Raw genomic sequence first — 15,738 nt, 5'->3', positions numbered from 1 at the left:
CGACCGGATTATTCAGCTGCCAGGTTCGGCGACCGTCATGCCGGTAGGAACATCGGCCCCGCGGTGGCAGCTCGATGTCATCTGATGAACGATTCCTGCATGGACAGAATCAATCCCCAGCGCCATTGCAGCAGACCTCGATAATTTCCCGTTTTGTGGCGCATTCGAATGCGTCGAAATATGCATTGATTCAGCAGAGTCGGTAGCTGGCCAGAGGTTAGAGTTAGCGGCATGTCACCGGGGATCGACAACAAGTCCGAGTTTTTGGGCGGGCGTTTGCAGGCGGCGCGTGAGCAGGCGTTCGTGGGCAGGGGCGAGGAGCTCGCGGTCTTCACTACGGCGCTGTACGGCGGCCGGTGCAGCGTCCTGTACGTGCATGGCCCCGGCGGCATCGGGAAATCGGCGTTGCTACGGCGGTTCGCGCGGCGGGCGGCGGCCGCCGGGCGGTCGGTGGCCAGGGTAGACGGACGAACTCTGGAACCGTCGCCCGAGGCGTTCGAGGCCGAGGCCGAGCCGATACTGCGAAACGAGCAGGCGGTGCTCCTGGTGGACACCTTCGAGCGGATTCAGGGACTGGAGGGCTGGCTGAGGGAGCGCTTCCTGCCGCGGCTGCGCGTGGGTGCGCTGATGGTGATCGCAAGCCGGTTCCCACCGGACATGCAGTGGCAGGCCGATCTGGGGTGGTCCGGAGCGCTGGAGGTGATGTCGCTGCGCGACCTGCCGCCGGGGGACGCCAAGGAGCTGATGGACAGTTGCGGAGTAGCCGACGAACTGCGCGAGCCGCTGCTGGCCTTTGCCGGTGGGCATCCGCTGGCGTTGCTGCTGGGGGCGGCGGTGGCGGTGAAGGACGGCGGGGCGAGCCGGCGCTGGACGCCCAACCAGGACGTGGTGGCGACCCTGCTGGACCAGTTGGTGGGTGAGGTGCCGTCGGCGGCGCACCGGCACGCACTGGAGATCTGCGCGCACGCCTACATGACGACGGAGGAGCTGCTCCGCGCGGCCCTGCCGGAGGATCCAGGGACGCTGTTCGGCTGGCTGCGGCGGCTCCCGTTCGTGGAGTCGAGCAGCCTCGGGCTGTACCCGCACGACGTGGTGCGGGAGGTGCTGGAGGCGGACCTGCGGTGGCGTGATCCGCAGGGCTATGCGGCCATGCACGACCGCATCCACGCGCATCTGACGGAGAAGGTGCGTACGGCGGCCGGTCCCAGCGTGCTGAGCGCGGTAGCGGCACTGTTCTACCTGCATCGCGACAACGAGGCGATGGTCGACCCGCACAGCTGGTACGACGAGGGCGAGGTCCAGGAGGACGTCATGCGGGCCGAGGATGTCGGCACGCTGCGGCGGCTGGCGAACACGGCCGAGGGTGAGCTGTCGGCGGCCAATGCCGATTTCTGGATGCGGCGGCAACCGGAGGCGTTTCGGATATACCGGCGGACCGAGACCGGAGAACCGGTGGCTTTCTACGCGTGGCTGCGTTTGCCGGAGCCCGATGAGGCCGAACTCGCGGCCGACCCGATCGTGGCGGCGGCGTGGGCGCACGCGCGTGCCTCCGCGCCGCTGCGCGATGGCGAGTATCTTGCCGTCGGCCGGTCGTGGATCCTGCCCTCCTACCGCGGTAATTCGCCGGTCATGGATTTGCTGCAGTGGCGGGTCATCGGCAATTGTCTTCGGTCGGAGCGGATGGCGTGGTCGTATCTCGCGATACGACGGCCCAGTCCGGGCCGGGTGCATTGTTTTCGATATCACGACATGCACGACCTCCCCGGCGGGCCACAGCTGCAGGATGAGACGTACACCTTGTTCGTTCACGACTGGCGGGCGGTGCCGCCGCGGACCTGGCTGGAGCGCCTGAACCCATCCTGGGCGCCGGACCCGCACGAGAGGAACGGGGTCATGGCGGGGCGGCTGGTGGTGCTGTCGCAGGAGGAGTTCGCCGAGGCGATCCGCAAGGCGCTGCGCCACCTGTCGCGGATGAACGTGCTGGCCGAGTCCCCTCTGGCGCGCAGCAGGCTGGTCGCGGAGCATGCCGAGCAGGACCCGGCCAAGGCGCTACGCGAACTGGTGGAGCAGGCGATCGAGGCGCTGCGCGAGGACCCGCGCTCGGTCAAGTTCCACCGGGCCATCGCGGCCACCTACCTGCACGGGGTGCCGACCCAGGAACTGGCCGCCCAACGGCTCGGACTGCCCTTCACCACCTACCGCCGTCACCTGGTCTCGGGCATCGAACGCGTCTGCGCCGACCTGTGGCACCGCGAGCTGTACGGCACGGGCGCCGCGCATTCGCCTGCGCGATGACGATCGGCGCACTCCTGTCATGGTCGGCCGCCGCAAGCGCGGAGCGGCGGGCGACCACCTGGAGTGGCCGGCAGGACGCGACCTCCGGGTCCCGAAGGTCAGGACACCCTAGGTCGACGCAGTGTGGAGAAGAAATCGAGCAGCAGTTCGCTGACCTTTTCCGGCTCGTCGAGCTGCATCCAGTGGCCGCAGCCCTCCAGCCGCTCGTACCTGCGGCGGCAGATTCCTGCGGTAGATGCCGAGCCTCGCCGTGAGGGCCTGTGGATCACGCATGCGTGCGATGACCTCCTCCCGCTCCGGATGCGTGGCCAGCCACGCGCGCATGTTGGCGAAGTCGTCGTGGCTGAACCACCGCTCGGCGATGTCCTCGAGCTGGAACAGCAGCATGTACCAGGACTTCTCGAGTTGCTCGATGCCAGCCGCCGGTCCGCCGGCGCCGATGTGGCCGACCGACAGCAGCGACAGGCTGGTGGCCCTGGCCGGGCCGTTGATCGCGACCATTTGCGCGAGTGCCGCTCCCCAGTCGTGGCCCACCAGGTGTGCCTCCGGCACCTCGAAATGGTCGAGGACGCCCAGCAGGTCGCCGACGTGTTCGGCCATGTCGTAGCCGGCCAGCTCCTCCGGTTTGGCTGAGGCGCCGAAGCCGCGCAGGTCGGGTGCGATCGTGCGGTATCCGGCGGCGTTGAGCGCGGCCACCTGATTACCTTGGTGAACTTGCGACTCCGGGTCACGAACGCGATCTCACGCCTCCGCCGGGGCTCCGAGCAGAGCCATGGCCGCCTCCCGGGCCTCCGCGCTGATGGGCGCCGAGGTGAGGGTCTCCGGATCGATGTTGACGCTGACGCGGCGCCCTTCGGCGTGCACGATCGTCTGATCGGACGAGAGGACCCGGAAAGCGTAGATCGCGCTGCTGCGTCCGATTTTCTCCAGCCAGAAGTGCACGAGCGGCTCGGACACCCCGGTGATCGGCACGTGGTAGGTGATGCTGAGGTCGCGGACGGCAAGAATCGCTTCCTTGAACGCCGACTTCGCTGGGTCGGTGTCCCAGCCTTGCTCGTTCCAGTAGGTGCTGACCGCGCGGTCCAGCAACAGGATGTAGTGGGAGTGGTGCAGCATGCCCATGGGGTCGAGTTCGTCGAAGTGGACCCGTACGGGTGTGATGTGGCCATGTGATGGAGCGGTCACCGTGGTTTCCTTCACTGAGGGGGTGATTGGACGGTGGAGATCATGCCGTCCGGTGTCCCCGCGTTCCAGACCACTTGGCTGCCCAATATCCGGCCACGCGCTGTTCAGCGCCCGTGGACACGCCGAGATGGGCCGTGGTGCTCGCCCGGTGCGCACCCATTGGCCAGGAACCGTTCTGGTGGGTGAACAACGCCGGAGCCGTGGCGGGCGACGACGGCGTTGTGATCGTCGACACGTGCGCGACGGAGCAGCGTACCCGCCGGTTCTTGGAGGCCGTCGCTGAAGCGACCCGCGACGCTCCCGTGCGGATGGCGGTGAACACCCATCAGCACGGGGATCACGCCTACGGCAACAGCCTGCTGCCGGACCACACCGTGATCTTCGGACACGAGGCGATGCGGGACGCGCAGCTGGCCGATCCCCTGATTGACGGGTGCCCGCCGATCTGGACCCCGGTACCGGACTGGGGGAACGTGACGCGCCGCGTTCCTGCCGTGGCGTTCCGGTCCGAGCTGACGCTCCACTCCGGCAGGCGCCGGATCGAGCTGCGGCATCCTGGCCATGCCGCGCACACGGCCGGCGACGTGGTGGCCCGGCTTCCTGAAGAGCGTGTGCTGTTCGCCGGCGACCTGCTGTTCAACGGCCTCACGCCCATGGTTTTGATGGGGTCACTGGAAGGGGCGTTGAAGTCGCTGGACTGGCGTGCGGGCTTCCAGGCTGAGCACGTCGTGCCGGGACACGGGCCGCTCGCGGGCAGGAGCGATCTGCCGGAGATTCTGGCCAGGCACGAGCAAGTTTGCCGCCGGGCGCGTTGGTGCCCGCCGGACGGTATGCAGGCGGGTATAGGGGGACATGAAGCAAGCCTCCAGCAGGGTACGGGCATGATGCGGAGACCTGGCCCGGCTCCGCCGTGGGGGCGGGCGCCACACAGGGCACGACGTCGGATCCAGACAGGCACCCGTCTTTACCCGGCGTCGGCGTGGACGGCCCAGGAGCACGAATGCGTAGAAATACACGGAATTATCCGCCTGATCCAACCGTCTGGAGTTACTACAGTTGTCCCATGAGTTCGGGGGGCGAGCAGGATCTCACGGTGTTGGAAGGGCGTTTGCAGGCCATGCGTGAGCGGACCTTCGTCGGCAGGGAGGAAGAGCTGGGCCTCTTCAGGTCGGCGCTGCGTGGCGCCTGCAACGTCCTGTACGTCCACGGTCCCGGCGGCGTCGGCAAGTCCGCGCTGCTGAGGCGCTTCGAGCAGGAGGCGAAGGCGGCGGGGCGGCCCGTGACGCTGCTGAACGCGTACACGCTGGACCCCACGCCCGCGGAGTTCGAGGCCGAGGCCGGATCGGTGCTCGGCGACGAGCGCGGGGTGCTGATCATCGACACGTTCGAGCGTGTGCAGGGTCTGGAGGGCTGGTTGCGCGAGCGGTTCCTCCCGCGCCTGCCGGTCGGCGCGCTGGTCGTGGTGGCCGGGCGCATAGCGCCGGACCTGCTGTGGACGGCCGACCCCGGCTGGGCGGAGGCGCTGCGGGTGATGCCGCTGCGCGACCTCGCCCCCGCGGACGCGGCGGAGCTGCTGGACGTCCGCGGCGTGGCGGACGACCTGCGCGGACCGTTGCTGGCCTTCGCGGGCGGCCATGCCCTGACCCTGTCCCTGGGGGCAGCGGTGGCGGTCAAGGACCGTGGGGCGAGCTCGCGCTGGACGCCCGCGCAGGACGTGATATCCACCCTGCTCGACCAGCTCGTCGGCGAGGTGCCCAGCGCGGCGCACCGACACGCGCTGGAGGTCTGCGCGCACTCGTACGTGACCACCGAGGACCTGCTGCGCGAGATCCTGCCGGACGACGCCGCGTCCCTGTTCGCCTGGCTGCGGCGGTTGCCCTTCGTGGAGTCCAGCCGGCTCGGCCTGTTCCCCCACGACGTCGTCCGCGAGGTGCTGGAGGCCGACCTGCGCTGGCGCGACCCGCAGGGATACGCGGACATGCATCGGCGCATCACCGCCTTCCTGGCTGACCGGACGCGTGTAACGAGCGATGCCGAGGTTCTCGGAGCCGTCGGCTCGCTCTTCTATCTGCACCGCGCCGTCGGGTCGACGGCGGAGTTCCATAGCTGGCGGGGGGACGGGGAGGTGTACGAGGACGCCTTCCGCCCCGAGGACGCCGAGGCGCTGGCGCGGATGGCCTCGGAGGTGGAGAACGACGAGTCGGGGACCGCCGTGACCTACTGGACCGTCCGGCAGCCGCAGGCGTTCCGCCTCTACCGCAGGGCGGAGACCGGCGAGCTGGTGGGCTTCTGCTCCTGGCTGCGGCTGTACGAGCCCTCCGAGGAAGAGTCGCGGATCGATCCGATCGCCGCCACGGCCTGGGCCAACGCCCGCGCCATGGCGCCGCTGCGGCCCGGCGAGCACCTGGCTGTCGGCCGGACGTGGGTGTGTGCGGAATACCGCGGCGCGTCCCCGGTCACGGACCTGATCCAGTGGCGGGCCATCGGCTACTGCCTGCGGGCCGACCGCATGGCCTGGTCGTTCATGGCCATGCGCGACGACGACCCCATGCGTGACTACCTGCGGACCTACGACATGCACGACGTCGGAGAGCACGCCTGGCTCGGAAGCACCGAGTACGCCCTGTTCGCCCACGACTGGCGGGCGGTTTCCGCGCAGGCCTGGCTCGACCGGCTCGACCGGCTGCTGCTCGAAGGCATGCAGGAGGCCGTGGCCGTCCCGGCGCCCAGCATGGCGGTGCTGTCACAGGGGGAGTTCGCCGACGCCGTACGCAAGGCGCTGCGCCACCTGTCCCGACCCGGTGAGCTGGCCGCCAGTCCGCTGACCCGCACCAGGATCGTCGTGGAACACGGCGACACGGATCCCGCCAAGGCACTGCGCGATCTCATCGAGCAGGCTATCGGCCACCTGAGCGGGGATCCGCGCGCGGACAAGTTCCATCGTGCCCTGGTCACGACCTACCTCCGCGGCGCCCCGACACAGGAAGTCGCCGCCGAGCGCCTGGGTCTGCCCTTCACCACTTACCGCCGTCATCTCGCCGCCGGCATCGAGCGCGTGTGCGAGGACCTCTGGCACCGCGAGATCTACGGGGCGGTCGACGGCCGAGGGTGAGTCGCAGCCGTGCTCTGGTGGCCGCGACTCCGTGGGACGGCGCGGCAAACCGCCGTTACCAGCCGCCCTTGCTGAGCTGGCCGCGGACCGCGCCGTCGGGGAACGTCGCGGTGTGCAACTTGGTGTACCAGTTCTTCGGGTTGCGCTCAATGCCCTTGGCCACGGAGGGCGAGGCCGTCGCGCTGCCCGCCGCGCCGGTGACGCCCGCGGGGAGACCGCCGGGGGCGGCGAAGACGGCCAGATCATCGTCGATCTCGCCGACGAGGGCGTCGAAGGCGTCGTCCTCGGCTGCACGGAAATCGAGCTCCTGATCCGCGAGGAGGACAGCAGCATCCCGGTGTTCCCGAGTGCGCGCCTGCGCGCCGAAGCCGCGGCCGGCTTCGCTCTTGCTACGGGTCGCGAATGGGTAGAAAGTGGACACCGTCTGGCCTGGTGAACCGGCGCGGTCGCCGAGCTCGAAACGGCGGTCGCCGCCTCCTCGGTGACTTGGCCGAGCGCGGATCCTCACTCATTCGGGCAGGACGCGCGCCGGCTTGGGCCGCATCGGGCCGAACCGCGCCTCGGTGGCGGACGGCCGGCGCATCGCCGTCTCCTGGCGGTCCGTGCCACCGCGGCGCTCTCCTGCCCTCGGGACCGGTTCGATCAGGTCGTCGATCGCGCAGCCGAGAATGTCCAGCAGGGCCATCAGCACGCGCAGGTTCAGCCGTTCCGGCTGCTTGACGATCAGCCGGTAGACCTGGCTCTGTGACAGTTCCACCCCCTGCTCGGCCAGGAGCGAGCGCAGTTGCGTGGTGGCGTACATGCCCCGGCTGGCCATCACCTTGCGGAGATGCCAGCGATAGTTCAACTTCGCCATCACGTCACTCCTGACTGTGGATCAACAGAGGATCGCGCACCGTCCTCCAGCACATGAACCGTGTACGCGCTGCGCAGGCAGTGCGGCGTCAGCGCCTTGTCCAGACCGAGAGCGTCCCGGTAGGCCGCGAACCGGCCCTCGATCTCCTTGGTTCCCAGACGGCCGCGCCGCTCCGTCGGCCAGAGCGCGGGCTGGTGCGCGGCACGGAAGCGAGGCCGGATGTGGACCAGGTAGTCCTGGACCGCCTCCACCGCCCACGGCATCACGCTGACGACCGTCCGCCTCCGTGGCGGAAGGCCTTTCGCGCGCTTACCCGCCCGTACGTACAGGGATCCGAAACGGTCCAGCTCCGGTGCACCTTCATGCGGATGGAAGTCGGTGACGTCCAAGGCGGACGCCTCCGAACAGCGCAGTCCCCAGGCGTAGAGGACCTTGAAGACGGTGGCGTCCCGGTAGCAGGCCAGCGCTCCCTTGTGACCGCGGCGCAACGCCACGTCGACCTGTCCGTCGGCGTGGTCGAGAAAGCGCTGGATCTCCTCGCGGGTCATCGGCCGGCGTCCCGGGTCGCCGTGGTAGTCGACCAGATGCGCGTCCGTGTTCCATTCATGGCAGACCTGCTCGGGCGCCCTACCGAAGCGGGCCTGGCACAGCGCCGGCCACCCGCTGCGCGACTCGATGACATAGCCGCAGAAGAACCGCAGCGCGGCCTGGTAGCCGCGTACGGTCGACTGCGCCCGGCGCAGCTCGACGGTCAGATGGATGCCCCACCTGTCGACGTGCTCGGGTGACCACTGCCATGGGTAAGCACCGGTGAACCTGGCGAAGCGGCGGACGATCTGCTCGCGGAAAACGAGCGTGGACGCCTGGAAACGTCCTGTGCTGCGCTGTTGCCACAGCCATCCTTCGAGCATCGCGTCGAAGACGTCGTCCTCGGAGCGGGTCAGTGTGATCTCGTCTCGTGGCGTCCGCCTCGTGGATGCCACGCTCAGCACATCAGACATCGCCGCACACGTTCTCTCTCCGTTCATGTGCTGTTGACCGCGCCGGTCAGGCCCTGGCCAGCTCGTGTGCGCAGGCGCTGAGCCCGATCTCGCTGGAGGCCTTGACCAGCACCACGTCCCCCGGTTCGAGAAGCCCGGCGGCCAGGCGGACGGCCCCGGCGACGTCCTCTGCGAGGTGAACGGTGACGCCCATGTTCGCGGACTGCGCCTCCTGTGCCATCGCGACCGGATCCCCCGAGCCGACCGCGATCAACACGTTGGTCCCGAGCTCGGCCACGAGCCGGCCCACCTGCGCGTGCCGGGTGCGCGAGGCCTCCCCCTGTTGCCCCATCGCGCCGAGTACGGCCACGGTCCGGCGGCCGCCGGCCAGCGCCTTCAACGTGCGCAGCCCGGCGCGCATGGACTCGGGGTTGGCGTTGTAGGCGTCGTTGACGATGGTGACGCCGTCAGGTCGTTCGAGGATCTCCAAGCGGCCCGCGGAGCGGCGCCTGGCCGCGTTCAGCCCGTCGGCGACCTCGTCGGCGGACAGGCCGAGCGTCGTGGCCACGGCGGCGGCGGCCAGGGCGTTGCTCACCTGGTGCTCGCCGATGAGGTCGAGCTCGACGCGGGCCCGGCCGGAGGGCGTGACCAGCTCGAATGAGGGCCGTGCCCCCTCGCCCATCCGCACGTCGGCGGCGCGTACGTGAGCTCCTGCCGACCTGCCGTACAGGGTGACCTGCGCTCGGGTGAGGCCGACCATGCCCACGACGTACGGGTCGTCGGCGTTGAGCAGCGCGAATCCGTCGGTGGGCAGCGCCTCGACCAGTTCGCCCTTCGCGGCGGCCACATTGGCCAGCCCGCCTCCCATTCTCACCACGTGGGCGGCGCCGACGTTGAGCACGACGCCCACCCGCGGCGGCGCGAGCTCGGTGAGGTACGTCAGATCGCCCTTGCGCCCGGCCCCCATCTCCAGCACCAGATACCGGGTCATGGCATCAGCGCGCAGCACGGTGAGCGGCAGCCCGATCTCGTTGTTGAACGACTTGTCCGTGGCGATCGTCGGCGCGTGCCGTTCGAGCACCTGGGCCAGCAGGTCCTTGGTCGTGGTCTTGCCGACGGAACCCGTCAGGCCGATCACCGCCGGGCTGATGTGGCCGAGCATGTGCCTGGCCAGCAGGCCGAGCGCCAGCTGGACGTCGGGCACCACGAGGGCGGGCACGCCGACGGGCCGGGAGGCCAGCACGGCCACGGCGCCGCCGGCGACGGCCTTGACCGCGTAGTCGTGACCGTCGGCCCGCGCGCCTGCTGTCGCGACGAACAGGCCGCCCGGCACCACGTCACGGGAGTCGACCGCCGAGGGCGCCGTCACCAGCGCCTGCGGATCGCGGACATCACACAGGTCGGCGTCGAGGACGCGCGCGATCTCACTCAGCCTCATGGGGATCACGAACCGCTCCTCGCGAGCGCCAGGTCGATGAGGCGGCGCAGCAGATCGGGATAGGAGACGCCGCTGGCCCCCCAGGCTTTGGCGTAGACGGAACGGGAGGTGAAGCCGGGCATGGTGTTGATCTCCAGCACGTACAGGCGTCCGGTGTCCTGCTCGTACAGGAAGTCGACGCGGGACAGGCCGTAGCCGCCGATCGCGCGAAAAGCGCGCAAGGCCAGCTCGCGCACATCCTCGGCCACCCGCTCGGTCAGCATCGCGGGAATGGTGGCGATGTCCTTACGGCTGAGATATTTGGTCTCGTAGTCGAGCCACGCGCCACTCACGTTGAGCTCCCCGGGCACCGACGCCTGAGGGTTGTCGTAGCCGCCGAGCACGCCGCAGATGAGCTCGCGCGCGGTCATGCCCTGCTCGACGATGACCGCCCGGTCGTAGGTGAACGCCAGCTCGATGCCCGCGCGCAGTTCCTCCGGAGAGGTGACTCGTGATACGCCGATGGAGGATCCCATGTTGGCCGGTTTGACGTACATCGGCCATTCGAGTGACTTCACCAAGCTCCCGAGGTCGGTTGTGGCGTGCCACTCGTGCCGGGTGAGCCACACGTGCGGGGTGACGGGAATGTCCTCGGCCAAGAACGCGCGCCGCATCGCGACCTTGTCCATGGCCACGGCCGAGGCGAGGACGCCGCAGCCCACGTACGGAATGCCCAGTGTCTCCAGGTGGCCCTGCAGGACGCCGTCCTCGCCGAACGGCCCGTGCAGCACAGGGAAGACGACGTCCACCACGTCGCCGCGCAACTCGACCGGCCACCTGCCCTGCCGGTCGATGATGACGGGGGTGGGCTCGTACAGATCCCTCGGCAGGGCGTCGAGCACCGCCTGTGCCGACTGAAGGGACACCTCGTGCTCAGCGGACGGCCCGCCTGCCAGCACGGCCACGCGCAGCCGTTCAGTCATGATCGATCAGCCTTTCCATGGGTGAGCGCGCCATTGTGCGCCGCTGGACCTGGCGAGCATCGGCTCATCGCCCGGCCGATTCCCAGGCCATTTGCTGTCCACTTCACGACCGGGGCTGTGACCAGGACGTCTCCCGCGCGTATCCGGCGGCCTTGGCCGGTGGCCCTCCAGCGCGGGCGGGGTCGCGGCTGAAGCAGGCGAGCCTGATCGCGATGGCGTCCTCCACGTCCTTGACGGGAGCCGCCAGGTAATTGTTGAAGATGACGGAGAAGGCCAGCGGTTCGCCGTCCTCGTCCTGACTGATCGCCTGCCAGGCCCGGCCGGTACGGCTGCGCTTCAAGTCGGCCAGCGCCGCCATCGCCGCGGCGACCATGAGCGTCGCCCTGCACGCGCAGGGTGGGCGAGCCCGATCGCGGTGGCCGCGTAGACGCCGATGCTGGAGGCGACGGTCATCCAGTAGCCCGTGCCGGCCTCGGTTCACGGCAGCGACATCGCGCAGGCAAGCATGACCGTGAAGCTGAAGGACCGGTGCCGTTCGGTCAGCGCGGCGATCCAGGCCAGGATCCGGTAGGCCGACAACGTGCCGATCAAGGCCAGGCCGAAGCCGCAGAAGGCCAGGAACTCCGCTCCGCCGTACGGGTTGGTCGCCCTGCTCTGCCCACCCGCGGTCAGCGTCGCCGACAACAGCCACAGCAGTGCGGCCACAGCCAGCAGAACCAGGTGCAGGCGGAATCCGGTGACCAGATGCGGGGCGTCGAAGAACTGCAGCGTCGTCCGGTCGGGGTAGGCGCCGCCGGGGCAGCACCATGCCGGCCCAGGGAAGCAGCGCACCGGCCGCCACGAGCCCCGCGCCCACCGCTTGGACGATTCCGGGAGCTCTACGGAACCAACACTTGACCGAACCTCGATTACGCGATCGCCGCCAGAAGCTCGGTGCGTGAGGGCGACGCGTCCGTGTCGCCCTCGTACGGTGGGCCCGGCACGAGACCGCCCAACTCCGCGAGCCTCCGCCGTTCCCAGGCGGTGAGACGTTCATAGACGGGCGAGAGCACGCTCTGGGTGGCCTCATGGAGACGCAGCACCAGCTCTCCGGCGGCGTCGACGCCGGTCGTCCGCACGGCATCCCGCAGCAGGACGGCCTGCCTGAACGCCAAGGACATGCCCAGCGTGAACATCGGATTGGTGGTCGCCCAGGCGTCGCCCACGGCCAGCACCCCGGTCGCGATCGGCCGCCCGTCCGCCACGAGACTCCGGCGGCTGCCGTGGAGCCCCGACATCGTCAGGACATCGCTGATCGGGATGCCGGCACCATAGTCCGCCACGTGCGGGAACATCGCCACGGCCCGTTGCCACGCGGCTTCATGACGCAGCGCGCGCAGTTGACGGTCGCCGTCCGCCACGACGAGGGCGACCGACCAGGTTCCGACGTCCCCGGGTATGACCATGGAGGAGAGCAACGGGTGATGCTGGAGCACTCTGGCGCTCCGCCGGGGCATGGGACCGGCGAAGTGCCGGGCGTAGAAGGCGAAGCCGGCGTTCGTCCGCTCTTCGGCGACGTGGGCGCCATGCTCGCGCAGCATCCTGCTCACCTGCCCGTGACGTCCGGTGGCATCGACCACCAGGTCGGCGTGGACGGTGTCGCCTTGGTGAGTGAGCACGCCCCGGATACGGGGCGCCCTCCCGTCGGGAGCGGTCTCGGCGACGAGCCCCGCGACGCCGACGCCCCGCCGGACTGAGACGCCGGGAGCCCGCTCGGCGACGGAGAGCAATGCGGCTTCAAGGACGGGCAGACGGACGCCCACCGTGTCGAAGTCGTCGTCCGGCCAGCGGCCGGTGTTCGCCGGCACGTGCCAGACGCCCTCAGTCAGGCCGAGCGCCACCGCTCCCGAGCCTCGCAGTTCGGCGACCACATCAGGCAGCTGTGTGCGCAGGACCTGCCAGCCAAGGTCGTCCAGCAGGTGCGGCATGCGGAACTGGCTCTGTCCGGGCCGTCGCCACACCTCCCATGCACGGTGGATGCCCGAACGGCTCTCATCGTGCTCCAGCACCGTCACGTCGTGCCCGTCGGCACCCAGTAGCAGCGCCGCCACCAATCCGGCGGGGCCGGCTCCCACCACCACGACCTTCGACATTCCGCCCTCCTCGTTCCCTCATCGGCTGAGGAAAGGGTGGCCCGGCGAACCGGTCGGTCAACAGGCCAAACAGTTGCCGCTTTCCGTCCATTAGTGGCCGTGATGCCCCCGGTCTACCGGGTTCGTCCGTAGTGCTCCGGCCTTCAGGCCGGCGGTGAAGCGGATTGTCCCGCGTAGCGGGGCAAGAACAGCCGATTCGCCGCCAGGCGAACCGGCGCCAACCCCGATCAGACCGGCCGTTTCTGCTGCTCGATGTACTGCTCGAGCACGGTCAGCGGGGCCCCGCCAACCGACCCGGCGAAGTAGGAGCCGGACCAGAAACGATCACCCCACAGGTACCTGCGGACGTGGGCGCTGAACTCCTTGCGCAGCGTCCGAGCCGAGACCCCCTTCAGCGAGTTGACCAGCTTGGACAAGGCGACCTTGGGCGGATAGCGGACCAGCAGGTGGACGTGGTCGTCGCCGTTGAACTCGCGAAGTTCGACCTCGAAGTCGGCACAGACCTCCCGCATGATCTGTTCGCATCGGACCAGCATCGGGTCGGTGAAGGCCCCACGCCGGTACCAGGCTCCGCGCGACAGCCAAGCGCCGAGCCGTCAACCCGGCCGCGGCGGATCAGTTCGCGGCTGCACTCTTCGAGGCGGCGCCGCTGGATCCAGCGACTGATGGCGGTGTCCTCACCGGCCCACAGCTCGTAGAGGTAGCGCAGGGAGATGCGGTGCGCCGCGGCGATCGACTCGGGTGACAAGCCGGGGTCGGCCAGGTGCTGGTTGACGTAGTGCTGGATGCGCCGGACGAAGGCCTGGGCCGCGTGGTCCCCCGCCTGGTCCTCCGCGTGGTCGGCGATGAGGGTGGCCAGCAGATCGCTCACATGGCCTCCCAGTCGTTCGCCGACGTGCGGTGCGTAGCCGCCGGCGGAGGTTGCCAGGGCGGTCAGGAAGGGAGACAGCATCGGGGCCAGGCCGTGGTCGGGGCGGAGGGCCGTGGCGGTGATCTGTCTCACGTGCCGGGCCGGGGCGGCCAGAGCGTGCCGCGAGCAGGTGGAGCAGGTGCAGGCGGGTGCGTTCTGGATGGTCGAGGGTGTAGGGGCGCGTGGTGTCGTAGATGACCAGGTCGCCGGGGGTCAGTACGGCGGTGCGAGGCGAGGAGGCCCGCGCCATTCTCGAACGCGCCGTTACCGCGAGCGACGCGGGCCCTTCCCTGCGGCTACGCCTGATCTTCGACCGGGCCCGCGCCCTGCTCACCGAGGATCCCGAACCGCACTTTCAGGCGGCGCTCAAGGATCCGGCGGGCGAGGAATGGCCGTTCGAGCGGGCACAGACCCGGCTGGAATTCGGCGAATGGCTCCGCCGGGCCCGCCGGATCACCGAGGCCAGGGCGATGCTCGCGCAAGCGCTGCAGATCTTCGAACGGCTGGGCGCCGCCCCCTGGGCCGAACGGGCCCGAGCGGAGCTCCGCGCGGCGGGTCTGACCCCCGGACCCGTCAGCCGGGGAGCGCTGGCCAGCCTCCCCGCCCACAACCGCCAGATCGTCGAACTGGCCGCCGAAGGGCTTACCAACAAGGAGATCGGCGAGCGGCTCTACCTGTCGTACCGCACCGTGGGCAGTCACCTCTACCAGGCCTTCCCCCTCCTCGGCGTCACCTCCCGGTCCCAGCTCAGACAAGCCGTCGAGTCTGAGCGCGCTGAGGTCGCTCAGACGGCCCGGGCTATGCAGATGCGCGCCTTCAGACGCGCTCCGGCCTCGTAGAACATGTACTCGGTGCCGTCCTGGGTGCCGAATGACGGCGCGGCCACCCGGCCTTCGTCCGAGGCGATCGGCGAATGGAAGACGCCGAGGTGGACCTCCTTGTCGAAGTTCTCGCCGACTTCGGTGATGCGCATCTTGCCGTCGCTGCCGTGGTAGGCGACGTACACGGTGCCATTGCGCTTGACCAGCGTGGGGCCGGAGATGTCGCTCACGCCGTCGGCTTCGTGGTTGACGAGCGGAGCCGAGCTGAACTGCCAGTTGTCCCAGCCGTTGGGAGACCAGCCGTAGAAGATTCGCCGGCCGTTCCTGACGCCCATGAAGACCATGACGTACTTGTTGTTGCGCCCCGGCAGAGCGTGCTCGAACACCCGCGCATATGACGTTTCAGAGGTCCCCGGTATGAGGCGAGTGCTCAGGATGGGCGTCTCGTCGGTGAAGTTGATGCCGTCCTTGGAACGGGCCACCCGGGTCACGGTGTTCTCGCCGTGGAAGTAGCAGAAGAACTGCTTGGTGGCCGTATCCCAGATGACGTGCGGAGAGGAGACGTGGCTGACGGTGGTGCTCGGCAGCCATCTGTCGATCACCGGATTGGCGGTGTGCTCGACGAACTCCCGGTCCAGAGAGTCGCTGAACGCCACACAGATGCCGCCGGGATTCTCGTGTGGGGCGTAGTAGAGGTAGTAGCGGGCGCGAGCGTCGCTGATCTTGTCGCCCACCCCCCGGATCGTGGGGAAGATGAACTCGCCGTCGCGGTTGTAATGCAACTTCGAAACGTTCAGGGCGTCACGCAGGTAGCGGTAGGTCGGCATCCCGGCAGGACCGGCGGCCGCAGGGGCAGTCGTCACGCTCACGGTGGTCGCCGCGGCGCCGAGCAACACCGCGCCCCGCAGTACACCGCGCCGGCTGACGGGCTGGGCCATCATCATGTGTTCTCCAGAAAAACGAATGCTGTGGACCGTCCCGGTATGGTCGCCCGGCTCCCTGTCCACCGGCCAGGCCATTTCCTGTCCACCTGCCGCCGGCCAACGG

At 69.2% G+C, this 15,738-nt stretch carries 15 protein-coding genes and 1 pseudogene; 4 read left to right on the top strand and 12 right to left on the bottom strand.

Features of this window, described 5'->3' with window-relative positions; genetic code table 11:
* The first annotated feature begins 231 nt into the window (after positions 1-231).
* A complete protein-coding gene (locus H4W81_RS24165; RefSeq protein WP_192776911.1) occupies positions 232-2,295 on the top strand; it encodes an AAA family ATPase in 2,064 nt (687 codons plus the stop codon).
* Between the two features lie 108 nt (positions 2,296-2,403).
* On the opposite strand, the gene H4W81_RS24160 is transcribed toward H4W81_RS24165, so the two are convergent.
* Both H4W81_RS24160 and H4W81_RS24155 read right to left on the bottom strand, forming a co-directional pair.
* Entirely contained in the window at positions 2,404-2,991 is a 588-nt protein-coding gene (locus H4W81_RS24160) for an alpha/beta hydrolase (RefSeq protein ID WP_192776910.1), read from the bottom strand.
* Between the two features lie 45 nt (positions 2,992-3,036).
* Positions 3,037-3,480, bottom strand: a complete 444-nt coding sequence (locus H4W81_RS24155) for an acyl-CoA thioesterase (RefSeq protein ID WP_337959975.1) — start codon at positions 3,478-3,480, stop codon at positions 3,037-3,039.
* A gap of 134 nt (positions 3,481-3,614) precedes the next feature.
* Between H4W81_RS24155 and H4W81_RS24150 the strand changes: the two genes are divergently transcribed.
* Positions 3,615-4,547, top strand: a complete 933-nt coding sequence (locus H4W81_RS24150; protein WP_318781920.1) for an MBL fold metallo-hydrolase — start codon at positions 3,615-3,617, stop codon at positions 4,545-4,547.
* On the top strand, positions 4,544-6,592 hold the full coding sequence (locus H4W81_RS24145) for an ATP-binding protein (protein ID WP_192776907.1): 2,049 nt from the start codon (positions 4,544-4,546) through the stop codon (positions 6,590-6,592). Before H4W81_RS24150 ends, H4W81_RS24145 begins: the two co-directional genes overlap by 4 nt.
* A 55-nt stretch (positions 6,593-6,647) precedes the next feature.
* Here H4W81_RS24145 and H4W81_RS24140 read toward each other — a convergent pair whose 3' ends face one another.
* The 9 genes and pseudogenes from H4W81_RS24140 to tnpA form a co-directional block, all read right to left on the bottom strand.
* On the bottom strand, positions 6,648-7,013 hold the full coding sequence (locus H4W81_RS24140; RefSeq protein ID WP_192776906.1) for a CHRD domain-containing protein: 366 nt from the start codon (positions 7,011-7,013) through the stop codon (positions 6,648-6,650).
* Positions 7,014-7,100: 87 nt separating this feature from the next.
* Complete coding sequence (locus H4W81_RS24135) at positions 7,101-7,448, bottom strand: helix-turn-helix domain-containing protein (RefSeq protein WP_225958767.1); 348 nt, start codon at positions 7,446-7,448, stop codon at positions 7,101-7,103.
* Complete coding sequence (locus H4W81_RS24130; RefSeq protein ID WP_192776904.1) at positions 7,448-8,449, bottom strand: tyrosine-type recombinase/integrase; 1,002 nt, start codon at positions 8,447-8,449, stop codon at positions 7,448-7,450. Before H4W81_RS24130 ends, H4W81_RS24135 begins: the two co-directional genes overlap by 1 nt.
* A gap of 46 nt (positions 8,450-8,495) precedes the next feature.
* Complete coding sequence (locus H4W81_RS24125) at positions 8,496-9,866, bottom strand: UDP-N-acetylmuramoyl-tripeptide--D-alanyl-D-alanine ligase (RefSeq protein ID WP_225960077.1); 1,371 nt, start codon at positions 9,864-9,866, stop codon at positions 8,496-8,498.
* A 5-nt stretch (positions 9,867-9,871) separates the two neighbouring features.
* Positions 9,872-10,828 (bottom strand): D-alanine--D-alanine ligase family protein, encoded by a 957-nt coding sequence (locus tag H4W81_RS24120; RefSeq protein WP_192776902.1) that lies wholly within the window; start codon positions 10,826-10,828, stop codon positions 9,872-9,874.
* Positions 10,829-10,931: 103 nt separating this feature from the next.
* Positions 10,932-11,201 carry a hypothetical protein gene (locus tag H4W81_RS24115; protein ID WP_192776901.1) on the bottom strand — a complete coding sequence of 90 codons (270 nt, stop codon included), beginning with the start codon at positions 11,199-11,201 and terminating at the stop codon, positions 10,932-10,934.
* A 104-nt stretch (positions 11,202-11,305) separates the two neighbouring features.
* Entirely contained in the window at positions 11,306-11,659 is a 354-nt protein-coding gene (locus tag H4W81_RS24110; RefSeq protein WP_192776900.1) for a hypothetical protein, read from the bottom strand.
* A gap of 77 nt (positions 11,660-11,736) precedes the next feature.
* Positions 11,737-12,960 (bottom strand): NAD(P)/FAD-dependent oxidoreductase, encoded by a 1,224-nt coding sequence (locus H4W81_RS24105; RefSeq protein WP_192776899.1) that lies wholly within the window; start codon positions 12,958-12,960, stop codon positions 11,737-11,739.
* A 227-nt stretch (positions 12,961-13,187) separates the two neighbouring features.
* A pseudogene (gene tnpA / locus H4W81_RS24100) lies at positions 13,188-13,523 on the bottom strand (IS200/IS605 family transposase); the annotation flags it as partial.
* A 541-nt stretch (positions 13,524-14,064) separates the two neighbouring features.
* Here tnpA and H4W81_RS24095 point away from each other — a divergent pair.
* Positions 14,065-14,709 (top strand): helix-turn-helix domain-containing protein, encoded by a 645-nt coding sequence (locus tag H4W81_RS24095; protein WP_192776897.1) that lies wholly within the window; start codon positions 14,065-14,067, stop codon positions 14,707-14,709.
* Here the strand turns inward: H4W81_RS24095 and H4W81_RS24090 are convergent.
* Positions 14,655-15,710, bottom strand: coding sequence for a glycoside hydrolase family protein (locus H4W81_RS24090; RefSeq protein ID WP_225958766.1), 1,056 nt, complete (start codon positions 15,708-15,710; stop codon positions 14,655-14,657). The two genes, H4W81_RS24095 and H4W81_RS24090, sit on opposite strands and share 55 nt — an antisense overlap.
* Between the last annotated feature and the right edge of the window lie 28 nt (positions 15,711-15,738).

The sequence above is a fragment of the Nonomuraea africana genome, assembly GCF_014873535.1.
Classification (GTDB): domain Bacteria; phylum Actinomycetota; class Actinomycetes; order Streptosporangiales; family Streptosporangiaceae; genus Nonomuraea; species Nonomuraea africana.
Note: the sequence above shows the minus strand (reverse complement) of the source record. Positions and strands in the feature narration are given on the sequence as shown.